This is a genomic window from Glaciihabitans sp. dw_435 (assembly GCF_018449675.1).
GTDB lineage: Bacteria > Actinomycetota > Actinomycetes > Actinomycetales > Microbacteriaceae > Glaciihabitans.
On the sequence record NZ_JAAVUZ010000002.1, the window covers coordinates 181,445 to 197,176 of the forward strand.

Sequence of the window (15,732 nt, forward strand, 5' to 3'; positions counted from 1 at the left end):
GTACCAATCGCTTAGGACGCGCCCGACCGACTACATAGGCTGGCCATGCTTTTACGACAACTGCAATGGAGCGTTTATATGTCATTCGAGCCCCTCGCCGCCGACTTCTACGGTTTCGAAAATTCCCTGTCCGACCGCGAGAAGGACGTCATCGTCCGACTGCGCGAGTACCTCGAAGCCGAAGTCCGTCCCATCGTGAACGATCATTGGGCGCGCGCGGAATTCCCTCGTCAGATCGTCAAGGGACTCGCCGACCTCGGCCTGTATGGCATGCCGTGGGAGGAGACCCGCGCGTTCGAGAACTCCGCCGTTTTCCGCGGGTGGGTCGCCCTTGAACTGGCTCGCGTCGACGCCAGTGTCGCCACCCTCGTGGGTATGCAGAACGGCCTCGTGATGGGGTCGATTGGTGTCGGAGGTTCCAAGCAGCAGCGCGAGGAGTGGCTGCCGAAGCTGGCGTCCGGCGAGCTGCTTGGCTGCTTTGGACTCACCGAGCCGCTGTCGGGCTCCGACTCGGCGCAGGGTTTGCGCACTGTCGCAACGCGCGACGGCGACAACTGGGTGCTCAACGGCGCCAAGCGGTGGATTGGCAACGGAACGATCGCCGACATCGCCATCATCTGGGCGAAGAGCGCCGAAGACGGCCAGGTCAAGGGGTTCATCGTCCCGACGACCACGCCCGGGTTCACCGCGACCAAGATCGAGAACAAGCAGGCACTGCGCATCGTGCAGAACGCCGACATCGTGTTGGAGAACGTCGTGGTGCCCGAGGCCAACCGGCTGCAGAACGTGAACTCGTTCCGCGAGACCGCTGCTGTGCTCCGGCTGACACGGGCCGAAGTCGCGTGGGCAGCTGTCGGAAACTCCATCGGTGCTTATGACGCCGCGGTCACCTACGCCGGTGAGCGCATTCAGTTTGGCAAGTCGATCGGCAGCCACCAGCTTGTGCAGGACCTCCTCGTCAAGAGCCTCGGCAACATCACCTCGTCGATCGGGGTAGTGACGCGCGTGTCACAGATGCTCGACGAGGGCACCCAGCGCGACGAGCACGCGTCCCTGGCGAAGGCATTCACCACCAGCCGGATGCGCGAGACCGTCGCGTGGTGCCGGGAGTTGTTTGGAGGCAACGGCATCGTGCTCGACAACGACGTCATCCGTCACTTTGCCGACGCCGAGGCCATCTACAGCTACGAGGGAACCCGCGAGATGAACACCCTCATCGTCGGGCGTGCCATCACCGGCAAGGCTGCCTTCGTCTAAGCGGCGCGGCGACCAATGCCACGTTCGGCCGGAAAAAACGTTTGCCCTGTCGCTCGCGGCCCGGTGAGCGCCAGCCAGACGATCCAGCCGACAGCACCCAACTGGAGAATGGCGGCAATCGGCAGAGCCAAGGCAGGTTGCGTTTGGAACAGCACCCAGGTGTATGCCATCACCGCGGTGAATTGAAGAATCACAGCGGGCACGATATATCTGCGATCAAGGAATGCACACACGACCGCCAGGACGCCTGCGGTGTAGAAGTAGCGATCGTGCATTTGAGGAAGCACGAACGGCACCACGGCGGCGTACGCTGCCCCCACCTGAAGCAGCCACAGTGTCGATCGAGCCACGATTGCTGAACGGCGCAGGAACAACAGGGAGAGCAGCGCTACGGTTCCGAGGGCGAGGCAGATTCCAGCGGGCTGGACGGTGTCAAAGAACTGATTGGGAACCCATTGGTACAGGTTCGGCGAAAACATTGTCAGCTCGTGGTTCGACTCCACTTGCTTGAAATATACGCTGGCCAGCGATTGGATCGACCGTCCCGCGATTAGCGATGGGACATAGGCGAGGAGGAATGCGGCCACACCGAGGACGACTGCCATCCAGCGCTGTCGATACACGATGAAGGCGACAAGCAGCCACGGTAAAAAGAACAAAGCCTGCAGTTTGAAGGCGAAAGCCAGGGCAAAGAATATCCAAGCCAGACCTTCTCGGCGGGTGACGAGGAAGTATGCGGTCCACACAAGGAACGACGTATAGATGGAGTCCACCTGGCCCCACATGCCCGAGTTAAGGAACACCTCTGGGACAAACAGGACCAGCACGCCAATGAGACCGGCAACGATCCAGCTGCGGCGAAAGTGATGAATGATTGCTGCCACGCCGACGGCGAGAACGACATCGAAGAATCCAGAAATGATTTTCACCGTGTGCAAGGCATCGAACCCGGTAAGCGTGCCGATGTACAACAGGTAGAGGTACGGCGGGTTGTAGTTGGCAAATTCCTGGCCCAGGCCTGCGAAACCGTGCGACTTCAGAAATTCAAACCACGGAAGCATGTAGTACGTGAAGTCGCCAGTGAAGTCAGGGATGAGGACTTTTCTCATCACGAGGGCTGTCGCGAAACCAACCGCGAGGAGCAGCCATTGCTGCCAGGCATGATCGACGCGTAAACGCGAGAGTCTCCCAGCGTCAGTGGCAACCACGTCATCCGCCGCACGCGCGTGGAACAGTGAGGCGAAACGGTTCATACGAGATTCCTTCATCCGTGATGCTGTCGGTGGCAACTGGCCAGTCACGCGCTAGTTAACCGTCTCTGGGGTGGGGGACGGTTCGAGTCGACGACGAGGACTCCGCTGTAGGCGTTTTCCGACGAAATTCGCCAGCCGGTGGCTGGGCTTCTCCACAAACCGATAGAAAAGCTCCGCCGCGATGCCACTCGTAGGTATGGCGATAGCGGCGACCTGCAGGGGGTTGGTCAAATGGGTGCCGTTGACGATCGACAGGATGATTGGCTCATGCACCAGGTACAGGCTGAAGGACCGTGTGCCTAGCCAATGAAATATCGGCGATGACCCGACCGCCACCACCGGTCGGAAGTAGAGGCAGGCAAAGATCAAGATGATGCAGCCCAGCAACTCGATGATTGGTGCGTAGATAAACCCCGGCATGTACCAGGAAGCCGGGAAGATAGCGATCCCGATGAGCACCAAGATCGACCACAGCACCGTCGGTATTTTCGTGGCAAGCGCCTTCAGCGTGTCTTTGCCCGCCGCCAGACACACGCCAATGCCGAACATCGGAAGGTACTGCATGAACAGGTCGCCGGTCTGGAGGCCCATGCGAATGATTAGGAGCGATCCGACGACCCCGAAGATCCAGTAGCGCTTGAATTCTGCCGCAAGCAGGACATACGCAGGCAAGAGGAGCGAGAACATCACTTCCCAGCGGAGCGACCACAGTGGCGAGTTCAGCCATTTGGCGCCATCCAGAAGGTACGCGTCCTGCCATAGAGTCTGAGGCGCTGCATGGTCGTTCACCCAAAAGGTAAAGCCGGCGACACTCTCGCGCGGCCACAGGCCGGCAAGAAGCAGGGCGAGAGCGAGAGACGCCCACACGGGGAGATACAAGCGGATTAGACGCTTCGGATAATACGACAGCCACCGCGGACGATTAGGACGGAGGAATGGCAGTGCCAGCACGAACCCCGAGAGGACGAAGAACAGAAACACCGCTTCGGTCCCAGCCCAAAAGAAGTGGAGAGGGGTGAAAGTCATCAGCCACGTAAATCCACGGGCGGGAGAGTCGAAGCCTGCGATGTACACGCCTTCGAACTTTGGCGACGTCAAAGCTATGTGATGTGCGACCACCATGACCGCCGCTACCCCTCGCAGCCCGTCTAATGCCCGGAATCGTTCACTTTGCGGCGCGACGGCGGCGTCCTGTTTCCCCATTGCCGAATTCTGACATATAACACCGCTTCAGAATCGCGTTTCACCGCCATAGCCCCCGGGACAAACGCAAAGCGCGCGCGGATAGGCTGACTGCATGATTGACAGCCGCGCCTTCCGCACGGCGTTCCCCGTTCTGGCGCTCTTCACGGTGCTGGCTGGCGACGCCTGGCGATACTCCATTACCTGGTGGGGGTTCAGCGCAATCGTCGTCGCCGTCAGTACCGTCTCCGTCATCTTGCTCGTCAGGAACCGTGACTATTGGAGCATCGGACGCCTGCCGTACCCGCTTCTCGCCTTCCTTGTGCTGTGCACGGTGTCCCTGATCTGGTCGTACTACCCCTCCGGAACCGCGCTCGGACTGGCGGCAACCCTTCTCACGGTGTTGTCGGGAGTCGCGATAGCCGTGTGCTTCACGCGCGAAGAACTGCTGCGTGCACTCGGGACCGCGCTCCGGATCATCCTGGGCCTGTCGATCGTCTTCGAACTCTGCGTGTCCCTTTTCGTGCGCGCGCCACTGATGCCGTTCTGGACGGCCGCACCCGCGGGCAAGGTTCCGCAGCTGCTGTACTGGTCGCGGGATCTGCTGCTCGAGGGCGGCAAGATCCAGGGCATCGTGGGTAACTCGAGTCTTCTCGCCATGGTCGCACTGCTCGGACTCGTTGTCTTCGGTGTGCAGCTGGGCGCGGGCAGCGTGCGGCGCGGCTGGGGCATCTTCTGGTTCCTCGTCGCGGTGGCCACTGTCTTCATGACCCGCTCAGCAACGATCACTCTCGCGATCGCGGCACTGATCCTCGTTCTGGCCGCCGTGCTGCTGGTGCGGCGTGCGCCCACCGCGCGCGCCCGCACCGGGGTGTACTGGGGACTGGTCGCCGTCGCCCTCGTGGCGATTGCCGCCGGCATCACGTTCCGCGATCACCTGCTGTCGTTGATGGGCAAGAGCGATGACCTCACGGGGCGCCTCGACATCTGGCAGAAGGTGATCCACCTCGCGCAGGAACGTCCCATCTTCGGATGGGGATGGATCAGCTACTGGGTTCCGTGGCTCGCGCCGTTCGACAACCTGGTCGTGAAGGGCGGAGTCCGCCAGCTTCACGCCCACAACGCGTGGATCGACGTGTGGTTCCAGCTGGGCATCATTGGGCTGATCGTATTCGGGCTTCTCGTTCTCACGACGCTCGTGCGCAGCTGGTCGCTCGCGGTCGACCGCCCCCAGTTCGCCGTAAATCAGCCGGGACGCTACACGGCGATCTCGTTGCTGCCTCTGCTGCTCATGGTCGCCCTGATCATGCAGAGCCTTGCAGAGAGCAGGCTGCTCGTCGAGTACGGGTTGCTGCTGCTCACGGTCTGTGCCGTCTCGACAAAGCTGCCGACGCGAACCGCCGTTGCGACGGACGCACCAGCGACGGCATTGCCCCGCCGCTAACCCCGGGGTACTCTCCCGGCGCGCGCTACTTGCCGACGAGCGCGGCCTCGATGTACGGCGCGAGAGTGCGTGACCACGTGTTGGTGATGTGGCCCGTGTCGGCGTAGACGATGACGCCTCCGATACGCACGTGGCACGTGGCATCCCGGCAGTATTTGTCGGTCATGTCGAGCAGCGTCACGGACTTTCCGTTGTAGGTGGCTGCCGCCTTGGCCATGATGTCCGGGGTCAGAGCCTGCGCCGTGGGGATATCGCAGGCGGTCGGGTCGGCCGCGTTGGCGACGAGGCAATCGGGGACGCTGTCGCCGTGGGTGCGGGGAACGTCGGCGATCACGAGCACCCGCTTTCCCCCGGCGATGAGCTTGTTCCACACCGCCTGGTACCGGGCCTCCGTGATGCGTCTGGCGCCATTGTCCTGACTGTACCGGTTGGCATAGTTGGAGAAAATGACCGTGTCGATGGCGGGATTGGCAATAATTTCGTTGACGACGGCCGTGCCCCAGGCAGCGCACTCGTTCTGGTCGCGGGCGAGCTCGAGGAGAAGAACATCCGGCGCTCCCGTCGCACCGCACGCGCTCTTCACGTAGGTCACCACGTTCCAGTTCTGGTGCGACGTGATCGCGCGCATGGCTTCCATGTAGTGCATGACATGGGAATCTCCGAGCATCGCGATGGTGCGGGAGGGGTGCGCGGACGTTCCGATGTCGCAGCTGCGAATCTCCGTGGACCCGGGGATGGCCTCGCAGGTGGTTCCGCCGCGGGGATCCGGGATTTCGTTCAGGTCCGTCTTAGCGAAGGTCGGCGTCATGTCGCCCGTCGTGGCGAACGGATCGGCACAGTGATTCGCGGGCTCCATCGCCGCGGCGCCGAAACACGACCCACTGTCGGCGGCCAGGATCTGCTTGGCCTCGGCGGCATTACGACCGTCGAGCACGGTGATCGTCGTGCCGCACAGGGCGACGAGCACGAGCATCGCCGCTGCCGCGGATACGAACGCCCGGCGACTGCGTCGAACAACCGGAGTTGGGCGGGTGCGGAAGCGATCCTCTACGAACTTCTTGGTGAGGAAAGCGATCACCAGCGACGCGACAATGATGCAGACCTTGCCCGCGGCTGTCAGAGGGCTCCCGAGCACGAACGGAACGATCACGATGAAGGGCCAGTGCCAGAGGTAGAGCGAGTAGGAAATGTCCCCCACAAATTGCACGGGTCGCAGCCCGCCAAGTCGTGTCGGGCTCCATACCGTGCTGGGATTGCCGGCAGCGATCACGGCCACCGTTCCGAGGACGGGAAGAAGGGCGAGCGACCCGGGGAAGGGTGTAGCGCCGCTGAGGGTGATCGCCGACAGCGCGATGGTGACCAACCCGGCCCAGGACAGTGCAGTGCGCAGCTGCGCACCGCGAGCGATCACCGGCGCGAAGGCAAGAAGGGCTCCCGCCCCGAATTCCCACATACGCGTGGGGGTGACGAAGTACGCGCTTGCGGCGACGTCCCTCGTCCAGATGACCGAGACGGCGAACGACGCGATGGTCACAACCGCGACAATGCCCAGCAGGACTCGCGTGTGAATGCGGGCGGCGCGCGCGCGGGTCGCAAATAGGCCGATGACGAGCAGCACAGGCCACACCACGTAGAACTGCTCCTCGAGGGACAGCGACCAGAAGTGCTGCACCGGGGAGGCAGAGTTATTCTGCGCCAGATAGCTCACCGAGTCACTCGCGAGCTGCCAGTTCTGCAGATAGACGCTCGAGGCACCGATCTCTGTCATGTACTGACGCCAGTAGACGTCCGGTACCAGCAGGATTGTCGCCACGGCCACGACGAGGAGAACGAGCATCGCCGCCGGAAGCAGGCGACGAACGCGACGGGCCCAGAAGGCGGCGAGGGAGATGCGGCCAGTGCGGGCAACCTCCCGCAGGAGGTGGGAGGTGATCAGAAACCCGGAAATGACGAAGAACACATCGACACCGATGTAGCCGCCGGTGAGTCGCTTGGGCCACAGGTGGTACAGGATCACGAGGATGACTGCGAGAGCGCGGAGCGCCTGAATCTCGATGCGCACTCCGGCACGTTCGTTACCGGGCCGGTGCGCAGTCAATCAATCCCCCAACTCAGTTCACGCGGGATTGTGACCCGCCCGCCGACGCTAGCAGACACAGTGGCGCGTCACGGCGGCCCGCCCGGTGGCGACGAGACAGCTACGGGCTGACGAGCGCGGCCTCGATGTACGGCGCGAGGGTGCGCGCCCACGTGTTGGTGATGTGGCTGAGGTCCGCGTACACGATCACGCCTCCGATGCGCACGTGGCACGTGGCATCCACACAATATTTGTCCGTCATGTCCAGCAGGGTTAGGGACGTGCCGCTCGTGTATGTCGCTGCGGCCTGTGCCATGACGTCCGGGGTCAGGGCTACGTCTGACGTGGTGTCACACAGCGTTGGGTCCGCCGAGTTTTCGACGAGGCAATCGGGGATGTTGACGCCCTGGGTACGCGGGACATCGGCGATGACGAGCACCTTCTTGCCCGCGGCGATCAGCTTGTTCCACACGGCCTGGTAGCGGGCGACGGTGATGGGGTTCGCGCCGTCGTCCTGGCTGTACCGATTTGCCGAGTTGGAGAACATCACCGTGTCGATGGCGGGATTGGCGATGATCTCGTCCACGACGGCGGTGCCCCACTCGGCGCACGCGCTCTGGTCGGCGGCGAGGTCGTTGAGCACAACGTCGGACGCACCGGTGGCTCCACACGAGCTCTTGACGAAGGTGAGAACCTTCCAGTCCTGGTGCTCGGTGATTGCGCGCATTGCCTCCATGTAGTGCATGACATGGGAGTCGCCGAGCATGGCGATGGTCCGCGTGGGCTGGGTCGAGCTCCCGATTTCGCAGGTGCGGATGTCGGTCGATTCGGCAATCGCCTCGCAGGTCGTTCCCCCGCGCGAATCCGGTATTTCGTTGAGATCCGTCTTCGCGAAGGTGGGCGTCATGACGCCGGTCGTGGCGAACGGGTCGGCACACTTGTTGGCGGGTTCCATGGCGGCCGCGCCAAAGCACTTGCTCGAGTCAACGACCTCGAGTCGCTGAGCCTCGGCCGCGTCCCGACCGTCCAGGACACCCAGGGTCACACCGCAGGTCGCGACGAGCACGAGCATCGCCGTCGCCGCCGAGAGGAAGGCCGAGCGATTGCGACGGATGACCCGGGTCGGTGCCGTGCGGAATCGGTCCTCAACGAATTTCTTGGTGAGGTAGGCGATCAGCACCGAGCCGGCGATGACGCCAATCTTGCCGACCGCCGTGAGTGGCCCGCCCACGATGAACGGGATGATCACGATGAACGGCCAGTGCCAGAGGTACAGGGAGTAGGAGATGTCGCCGACGAACTGCACGGGACGCAGCCCGCCGATGCGCAGCGGACTCCATGCCGTGCCGGGGTTGCCGGCCAGGATTACGGCCACCGCTCCCAGGACCGGGACCACGGCGATGTATCCCGGGAACGCGGTGGCGCCGTTCAGCACGATGGCACTCACGACCATGGCCGCGAGACCCAACCACGAGAGGGCGGACCGCACGCGGGCTCCCCCAGCGAGCGCGGGAAGGAACGCGAGAAGCCCGCCCGCCCCGAACTCCCACATGCGTGTGGGCGTGACGAAGTAGGCGCTGGCGGCGGTCTGCTGGGTCCAGACGATGGACACAACAAACGAGACGATGGTGAGACCGATGACGATCCCCAGCAGCACGCGGTGCCGCGCCTGAGCGGAGCGGGAGCGGGTCGCCAGCAGTCCGATGAGAAGCAGCACGGGCCACACCAGATAGAACTGCTCCTCGAGAGACAGCGACCAGAAGTGCTGCACCGGCGAGCCGGAGTTGTTCTGCGCCAGGTAGCTGACCGAGTCACCCGCGAGCTGCCAGTTCTGCAGATAGATGCTGGACGCGCCGATTTCTGTCATGTACTGCCGCCAGTTGACGTCCGGCACAAGGAGGATGGTGGCGATCGCGACGACGACAAGCACGAGCATCGCCGCCGGCAGCAGACGGCGCACCCGGCGCGCCCAGAAGGCGGCCAGGGTGATGGTGCCAGTGCGCACCACCTCACGCAGCAGGTGCGAGGTAATGAGGAATCCGGAGATAACGAAGAACACGTCGACACCGATATACCCACCCGTGAGGCGCTTGGGCCAGAGGTGGTACAGCACGACCAGAATGACCGCGAGAGCTCTCAGCGCCTGAATTTCGGGTCGCACTACGGAGCGTTCGTTACCGTGGTGCCGCGCAGTCATGAAAATCCTCAGCTTGTGTCGCGCAGGATTCTAATCGAACAAACCTGCCCGGCGACGCTAGCAGAGACCTCCCGCAAGCAACCTCCACGGCGGGTTACTGTGAACGAGGCAATTTCGCCCGATAAAGCTGAGAGTATTTCGATATGACCTCCCCTGTGCTGAGATCCGCTCTGCGCTTCTACCGTTCCGACTTCCTGATGTATGCGGCGGTAGCAGTGGTGACGGCGGTCTCGTCGTGGGTCGCGCTCGAGGCGTGGAAAGCCAACTGGAAGGTGCCCTTCGCCTACATCGGCGGCGACGGCGGCCTGATCGCCGCGCACTTCAAGACTGTCCTGGAGACGGGCTGGTACGAGGTGCAGCCCCTGCTCGGCGCACCCAGCAGCCAGATTTACTACGACTGGAAAGTCGCCGACAACCTGCACTTCATGTGGGCCTGGCTGCTCGGACACCTGCTGGGAAACCCCTTCCTCGCCGAGAACGTCTACTACTTCATCGGCTACATCTTCGCGGGCCTGACAGCGGCGTGGTTTATGAGGACGGTCGGGATGTCCCGGCTGATGACAATCGTGATGGCCACTCTCTACGCCATCGCCCCATTCCACTTCATCCGCAACGAGAACCACATGTGGTTCGCTTCCTACTACTCAGTGCCGCTGGCCCTGGTGGTCGTGTACTGGATCATCTCGGGCCAGCCCCTGTGGTCCCGGCGACCCAACGTCAACGTGGTCTGGGGAGTGCTCACGGGCCGCGGCGTCGCCACCCTGCTGTGCCTGGCCATCTCCGGCACTGCGAGCACCTATTACTCGTTCTACACGCTGATGTTCTTCGCCGCCGCGGGACTTATTGCCCTCGTCCGTTACCGCCGCTGGACACGGTTCATCGGCGCGGCTCTGGCCGGTCTGTTCCTGCTCGCGGTGATGGTGCTCAACATGCTGCCGGACATCCTCTACGCGCACGAGAACGGCGCGAACACCCAGGCCGTCGCCCGAACTCCCGGCAGCTCCTATGTGTTCTCGCTGCGCCTGTCGGACCTGCTGCTTCCGGTGCCGTTCCACCGCATCCCCGAGCTCGCTGAACTCCGTGCCGCGTACGAGACCGTATTCGGTCCCTCCGAACGGCCCGTCCTCGGCGTCGTCGCCGGGCTGGGACTGCTGCTGGCGATCGGCTTCGCGATCTACCGGATCTCGGCGGTCGCCCGGCCCCGTGGCATCCGCCCCGCCCTTGGTCCGACGCAGCAGGCCGTCGGACACCTGACGGCGCTGACGCTGCTGGGCTTGCTGATCTCCACCGCGGGTGGCTTCTCGGTGCTGATCGCGCTGTTCACGAGCGATGTGCGCGGATGGAACCGGATGAGCATCCTGCTCGCGCTGTTCTGCATCTCGATCGTTGGTCTGCTCGTCGACGCGACGCTGCGGCGATTCGCCGTGGCCGGCATCCGTCGCAAGCTGGCGCCGGTGCTCGCCTTCGTGGTGGCGGTCGTGATCTTCTCGATCGGATACTACGACCAGACTCCCCCGGGCATCGCGGTGCAGGATTACGCCGGCACTGCCGCCTCATTCAAGGAAGACGCGGCGTTTATCGCGAAGATCGACAAGACCATCCCCACCGGGGCATCCGTGCTGCAGTTGCCGTACCGGCGCTTCCCGGAGACCACCCGAGTCAATGACGTCAGCGACTCCGACCAGCTGATGCCGTACCTCCACTCGGCGACCACCCACTGGTCCGGCGGCGGCATCAAGGGTCGCCCGCTCGTCGAGTGGCAGGGCACCCTCGGAACGCTGCCGACGACCCGCCTCGTGGCGGCCACCGCCGCCTCGGGCTTCTCGGGCATCCTCGTCGACCGCAAGCCGTACGCCGACGACGGTGACCTCATCGTCGCGCAGCTGACCCGTTCGCTCGGCAAGCCCCTCGTCGTGAGCGATGACGGTCGCCGTGTCTTCTTCAGCACCGAGCGAGCAACCACCGGCATCGCCAAGCTGTACTCGGCCGCCGAGCAGACCGAGATAAAGAACCGCACGACCCAGGCCGTCTACGCCTACTCGGAGCCCAACTTCGACCGCGACGGGTACAACTTCCTGTCGACGATCAACGCGGGGTACAAGGTCGGCATCGAGCTGGACAACCCGACCGACAAGTCCGTCACGCTCGACCTGACGTTCAGGATCGCCGACGGTGAGGGTCCGACGAACTTCACACTCAATTTCCCCGACGGGTCGGCCCTCGCCGGAACGGCGGTGGCCCACGGCACGACGATGACGACCCCGGTCACGGTGGGTCCCGGCAAGACGTACCTGCCGATCACCCTCGCGTCGGGCAAGCCCATCGAGCGCATCGACGGGATCCGCGGAACGCTGAAGGTGACCTCGGTCACGGCCCTGGACACCCGCCTGAGCGAGCTTCTCGCCCGGGTGACGGTGCCGGTGGCCGAGCAGACCACCACCAAGTAACACCGGTGGCCTGCGGGCCGCCCTCGGGTGCTACTTCTGCAGCATCCGCAGGACGTCCTGCATGACGGCACTGAACCCGGCGGCAACGGGCATCTGGTCCCGGGCGTCGAGCTCGGGCCAGACGACCGACTTCATGCGCAGGTCGATGGCCTGGTGTTTCGTCGAGGGCGAGGTTCCGTGCACCACGCGCGGGCCGGCCTTCGTGATTCCCCGGTAGTAGCCGAGCAACGTGCTGATGCTCACGCCCTGCCCCGACCCGAGGATCTTGGTGATGGCCGGCGCGGCGTCCGCCGGCAGGGCCTCGGTGCTCAGTCGGTCGAGCCCGTCGAGGATCAGCATGGCGCAATCGTCCACGTAGATGTAGTCCCGCACGGTCTCCAGCGGAACGAAGATGAACGCCGGCTTCGTGCCGTACCGGGCGAGGGCGAGATGGGTGATGAGACCCTGCATCTTGTCGAGACGCTGGCCGGGGCCATACAGGTTGGTGATGCGACCGATAAGGACGCGGATGCCGGAGGACGCGGCAAAGCTCGTGACCGCCTCTTCCATCCGCACCTTGAAGTGGCCATACGGCGCCAACGGGGCAGGCGGGGTGAGCTCGGTAAACGGCGGGTTGGAGGCACCGGCGTAGATGCCGCCGCCCGACGAGGCGAGGAAGAAGGTTCCCGGCTGGGCCGCTCCGGCGGCTTCCTCCGCGAGGATCCCGAGGAAGAGCGTGAACTGCTCGAGCTCGGCGTCCAGCGCCTCCTGGGTGCTGGAGGTGAACGCGGCTCCGGCCGCCCAGACAACGCTCCAGGGTTCACCGGACTCCGAGGCATCCCGAATCAATGTCCGCGCGTTGTCGCGCACCGCCGTAGCGAAACCGTCGGCGTCGGTCCAGGGAAGCGACTCCCCCGGCCACAGACGCCAATCGGAGCGCCGGGTGACGGAGCGCACGACCGCGGCGCCCAGAAGCCCGCGTGAGCCGACCACCCAGGCGAGACGGGTCATCGTCGCGGCGTTTTCCGGTATCCGAGCGGGCCGTCTTCCGGATCGCTCGTGATCACGTACGCGGGCTTGCCCATCGCCATGTTGACGTTGACGCCGACATACTCAGCGACGACGCCGAGCGAGAAGAGGATCGAGCCGGAGCTGATGAGCAGGATGATGACCGTCGAGGCCCAGCCTTCGGCATCAATGCCGGTGGTGAGCTTCACGATGAGGATCCAGATCGCCAGCAGCACACCGATGAGGCCGAAGATTCCGCCGAGCACGCTCACGACGCGCAGGCCACGCGTTCCGCTGGAGATCACCAGGCGCCAGAAGTGGCTGAGGAGGCGGCGCAGCGAGTAACCGGAGTCACGCGACTCCGAGCGCAGCGTCACGGGAGCCGTCGTGTACTTGCCCGCGACCCAGCCGAGTGCGACATCGAGGTACACACCGGATCCCGAGTAGGCAGCGACACCGCGTGCCACGGACCCGAGAATGAGCCGGTAGCTGTTGTAGTCACTCGCGTTGGAACCCACGAACAGTCGGTCGATGATCGACTTGGCGCCCTTGGATGCCGCGTTGCGCAGCGAACCGTGGGGCGGCGGGTTGGTCGGCTTGCCGTAGACGACCTGGGCGCGCGCGGCGATCGCAGCGTCGAGGAGGGCCGCCATTTCGAACGGGTTGTGCTGACCATCTTCGTCGAGGGTCACCACCCAGTCGCCGGAGGTCGAGGCGATGCCCGCGAGGGTCGCCGCGTGCTGGCCGAAGTTGCGGCTGAGCCACACGGCGCGCACGAAGTCGTACTGTTCTTCCAGCTCCCGGATCACGACGTCGGATGCGTCGCCGCCGTTGTCATAGACGAGAATGGCTTCGGTAACGCGGTAGGGCACGAGGCCGGGGGTCAGAGACTCCGTCGTGAACGCCGCGATTTCGGCCAAGATCGAGCCGAGTGTACGCTCGCCCTGATAGACCGGGATGACCACCGATAGCGAGTGGATGGCACTGTTTTGTTGGTCGCCCATGATCGTCAAACACTATCAGCGACCGCACATGCACACGGTCCAACCGGATGAAGGCTCATGATTCGCACCACGATCACCCGTTTGCTCGGTGACGAACGTGTCCGCTTCCTCATCGTCGGCGGGATCAACACCGTTCTCGGGTACGGACTCTTTGTGCTGTTCGAGCTCACGTTCGGCAAGAACATCGCCGACGCGTTTGGTGACACCGTCGGCTACCTCTGCAGCCTGTACCTCTCGTACGTGATCGCCATCGCCGTGGCGTTCATCCTGCACCGCCGCTTCACCTTCAAGGTGGCCGGCACCGGCAACGTCTTCCTTGACTTCGCGCGATTCGCGAGCGTGTACGTCGTGTCCCTCGTTATCAATTCGTTCGCGCTGCCGCTGCTGGTGGAGTTCGGTCACCTATCGCCTCTCGTTGGCCAGGCAATAGTCGTCGTCATCACGACCCTGATCAGCTACTTCGGCCACAAGTGGTTCTCGTTCCGACGCGCTCCCGAGCCCATGCCGTAGCTTGGGGCGCAGGATGAAGCCACAACTGCAGCGCGTACTCGGCGCAACCTTCGCGTTCGCCGGGCACGCCCGGTTCACGCGGGCGCTCACCCTCTGCATCATCGCCGTCGCGTTTCTCACCCACACGATCAACAGCCTGATCGGCTCGCCCGGCGTGGTGGCCATCCTTATCGGCCTCGCCATCCTCGGGGCACTCTCCCTGATCGGCCGCCGCGAGACGCTCGAGTGGCGAGGCGTCCTGCCCATCTCGCTTCTGACCTTTCTCGGATGGTCTGCACTCTCCGTTTTCTGGAGCAACTACCAGTGGGCCACCCTCGGCTCAGTCGCCTACCAGTACGCCTTCGCCGCCCTCGCGATCTACGTGGCCCTCGTGCGCGACACGATTCAGATCGTGCGCGCCTTCGGCGATGTGCTGCGGATGATCCTTGGCCTCTCCCTCGCGATCGAGGTGCTGTCCGGGCTCCTGATCGATGTGCCCATCCGATTCATCGGTGTCGCCGGCAATATCGCGTTTCTCGGTCCCATCCAGGGGCTGATGGGAACCCGCAACCAGCTGGGGCTCGTCGCGCTCCTCGCGCTCGTCACGTTCGGCACCGAACTGCTGACCCGGTCCGTGCGGCGGGGCGTGGGCATTGGTTCGGTCACAGCGGCGGTCTTCACGCTCATGCTCACCCAGTCCCCCGTGAGCTTCGGCGTCACCGTCGCGCTCGGGCTCGCCTCGGTGGCCCTCCTTGGCCTTCGCCGCCTCACCCCCGACAGCCGACGCATCTGGCAGACGGCGTTCGCGGTCGCCGGCGCCGTGGCAATCGGCTGCGCCTATGTCTTCCGCGGCGCCATCCTCACGCTGCTCGACGCCTCCAACGATTTCGCCGTGCGGGTGCGCCTGTGGCGCGCGGTCGGCGAGCTCGTGCGCCTGAACCCCCTCGAAGGCTGGGGCTGGATCGGTGAGTGGCGCACAGAGCTCACCCCGTTCTTCGCCATCGATGCCCGCGGCGGCAACGCCCATTCCTCCGCCCTCAACGCCTACATCGACGTGTGGTTCCAGCTGGGCGTCGTCGGGCTCCTCGCGTTCCTGGTGTTGGTGCTGCTCGCGCTCGGCCGCTCGTGGATCCTCGCCTCCCAGCAGCGAAGCCGAGTCTTCGTCTGGCCGGCACTCATGCTGGTGACCCTGCTCATCACAGGCCTTGCCGAAAGTTCGCTGCTCGTCGACTTCGGCTGGCTCACCCTGGTGATCTGCGCCGTGAAGGCGGCGGAGAATCTTAGCTGGCGGCGCTCGCTTCCCGACTAGAACGAGCGGTGGACTCAGTGATAACGCGGCAGCGATAGGGTTGAAGAGCCATAAACGCGTCCGCACCCACCGCGGAGCGGCGCTAC

At 64.1% G+C, this 15,732-nt stretch carries 11 protein-coding genes; 5 read left to right on the forward strand and 6 right to left on the reverse strand.

Annotated features, from left to right (window positions below; genetic code table 11):
* Nucleotides 1-78: 78 nt before the first annotated feature.
* Nucleotides 79-1,257, forward strand: coding sequence for an acyl-CoA dehydrogenase family protein (locus HB677_RS03735; protein ID WP_213814328.1), 1,179 nt, complete (start codon nucleotides 79-81; stop codon nucleotides 1,255-1,257).
* Here the strand turns inward: HB677_RS03735 and HB677_RS03740 are convergent.
* On the reverse strand, nucleotides 1,254-2,510 hold the full coding sequence (locus tag HB677_RS03740) for a hypothetical protein (protein ID WP_213814329.1): 1,257 nt from the start codon (nucleotides 2,508-2,510) through the stop codon (nucleotides 1,254-1,256). The genes HB677_RS03735 and HB677_RS03740 overlap by 4 nt on opposite strands.
* 51 nt (nucleotides 2,511-2,561) lie before the next feature.
* On the reverse strand, nucleotides 2,562-3,713 hold the full coding sequence (locus HB677_RS03745) for an acyltransferase (protein WP_213814330.1): 1,152 nt from the start codon (nucleotides 3,711-3,713) through the stop codon (nucleotides 2,562-2,564).
* A 94-nt stretch (nucleotides 3,714-3,807) separates the two neighbouring features.
* Here HB677_RS03745 and HB677_RS03750 point away from each other — a divergent pair, with 94 nt between their 5' ends.
* Nucleotides 3,808-5,136: an O-antigen ligase gene (locus HB677_RS03750; protein ID WP_213814331.1), complete on the forward strand. Its 1,329-nt coding sequence runs from the start codon at nucleotides 3,808-3,810 to the stop codon at nucleotides 5,134-5,136.
* A 25-nt stretch (nucleotides 5,137-5,161) separates the two neighbouring features.
* Here the strand turns inward: HB677_RS03750 and HB677_RS03755 are convergent, their stop codons facing one another.
* Entirely contained in the window at nucleotides 5,162-7,198 is a 2,037-nt protein-coding gene (locus tag HB677_RS03755; protein ID WP_213814332.1) for an acyltransferase family protein, read from the reverse strand.
* 136 nt (nucleotides 7,199-7,334) lie between these two features.
* The gene (locus HB677_RS03760) at nucleotides 7,335-9,410 is read right to left on the reverse strand and encodes an acyltransferase family protein (protein WP_213814333.1); all 2,076 of its coding nucleotides are present in this window, start codon (nucleotides 9,408-9,410) and stop codon (nucleotides 7,335-7,337) included.
* Between the two features lie 143 nt (nucleotides 9,411-9,553).
* Between HB677_RS03760 and HB677_RS03765 the strand changes: the two genes are divergently transcribed.
* Nucleotides 9,554-11,857, forward strand: coding sequence for a hypothetical protein (locus tag HB677_RS03765; RefSeq protein WP_213814334.1), 2,304 nt, complete (start codon nucleotides 9,554-9,556; stop codon nucleotides 11,855-11,857).
* A gap of 30 nt (nucleotides 11,858-11,887) precedes the next feature.
* Here HB677_RS03765 and HB677_RS03770 read toward each other — a convergent pair whose 3' ends face one another.
* Together HB677_RS03770 and HB677_RS03775 are read right to left on the reverse strand one after the other, a co-directional pair.
* The gene (locus HB677_RS03770) at nucleotides 11,888-12,847 is read right to left on the reverse strand and encodes an NAD-dependent epimerase/dehydratase family protein (RefSeq protein WP_213814335.1); all 960 of its coding nucleotides are present in this window, start codon (nucleotides 12,845-12,847) and stop codon (nucleotides 11,888-11,890) included.
* Nucleotides 12,844-13,848, reverse strand: a complete 1,005-nt coding sequence (locus tag HB677_RS03775) for a glycosyltransferase (protein ID WP_213814336.1) — start codon at nucleotides 13,846-13,848, stop codon at nucleotides 12,844-12,846. The genes HB677_RS03770 and HB677_RS03775 overlap by 4 nt, the downstream gene beginning before the upstream one ends.
* Before the next feature lie 57 nt (nucleotides 13,849-13,905).
* Between HB677_RS03775 and HB677_RS03780 the strand changes: the two genes are divergently transcribed.
* Nucleotides 13,906-14,358 (forward strand): GtrA family protein, encoded by a 453-nt coding sequence (locus HB677_RS03780; protein ID WP_213814337.1) that lies wholly within the window; start codon nucleotides 13,906-13,908, stop codon nucleotides 14,356-14,358.
* A gap of 13 nt (nucleotides 14,359-14,371) precedes the next feature.
* Nucleotides 14,372-15,646: an O-antigen ligase family protein gene (locus tag HB677_RS03785; protein ID WP_213814338.1), complete on the forward strand. Its 1,275-nt coding sequence runs from the start codon at nucleotides 14,372-14,374 to the stop codon at nucleotides 15,644-15,646.
* Nucleotides 15,647-15,732: the final 86 nt, after the last annotated feature.

Bases quoted from the DNA above. Each gene is read 5' to 3' on its own strand.
- HB677_RS03735 (WP_213814328.1), top strand. From the start codon at position 79: ATGTCATTCGAGCCCCTCGCCGCCGACTTCTACGGTTTCGAAAATTCC.
- HB677_RS03745 (WP_213814330.1), bottom strand. From the start codon at position 3,713: ATGGGGAAACAGGACGCCGCCGTCGCGCCGCAAAGTGAACGATTCCGG.
- HB677_RS03780 (WP_213814337.1), top strand. From the start codon at position 13,906: ATGATTCGCACCACGATCACCCGTTTGCTCGGTGACGAACGTGTCCGC.
- HB677_RS03765 (WP_213814334.1), top strand. From the start codon at position 9,554: ATGACCTCCCCTGTGCTGAGATCCGCTCTGCGCTTCTACCGTTCCGAC.
- HB677_RS03750 (WP_213814331.1), top strand. From the start codon at position 3,808: ATGATTGACAGCCGCGCCTTCCGCACGGCGTTCCCCGTTCTGGCGCTC.
- HB677_RS03785 (WP_213814338.1), top strand. From the start codon at position 14,372: ATGAAGCCACAACTGCAGCGCGTACTCGGCGCAACCTTCGCGTTCGCC.
- HB677_RS03770 (WP_213814335.1), bottom strand. From the start codon at position 12,847: ATGACCCGTCTCGCCTGGGTGGTCGGCTCACGCGGGCTTCTGGGCGCC.
- HB677_RS03775 (WP_213814336.1), bottom strand. From the start codon at position 13,848: ATGGGCGACCAACAAAACAGTGCCATCCACTCGCTATCGGTGGTCATC.
- HB677_RS03740 (WP_213814329.1), bottom strand. From the start codon at position 2,510: ATGAACCGTTTCGCCTCACTGTTCCACGCGCGTGCGGCGGATGACGTG.
- HB677_RS03760 (WP_213814333.1), bottom strand. From the start codon at position 9,410: ATGACTGCGCGGCACCACGGTAACGAACGCTCCGTAGTGCGACCCGAA.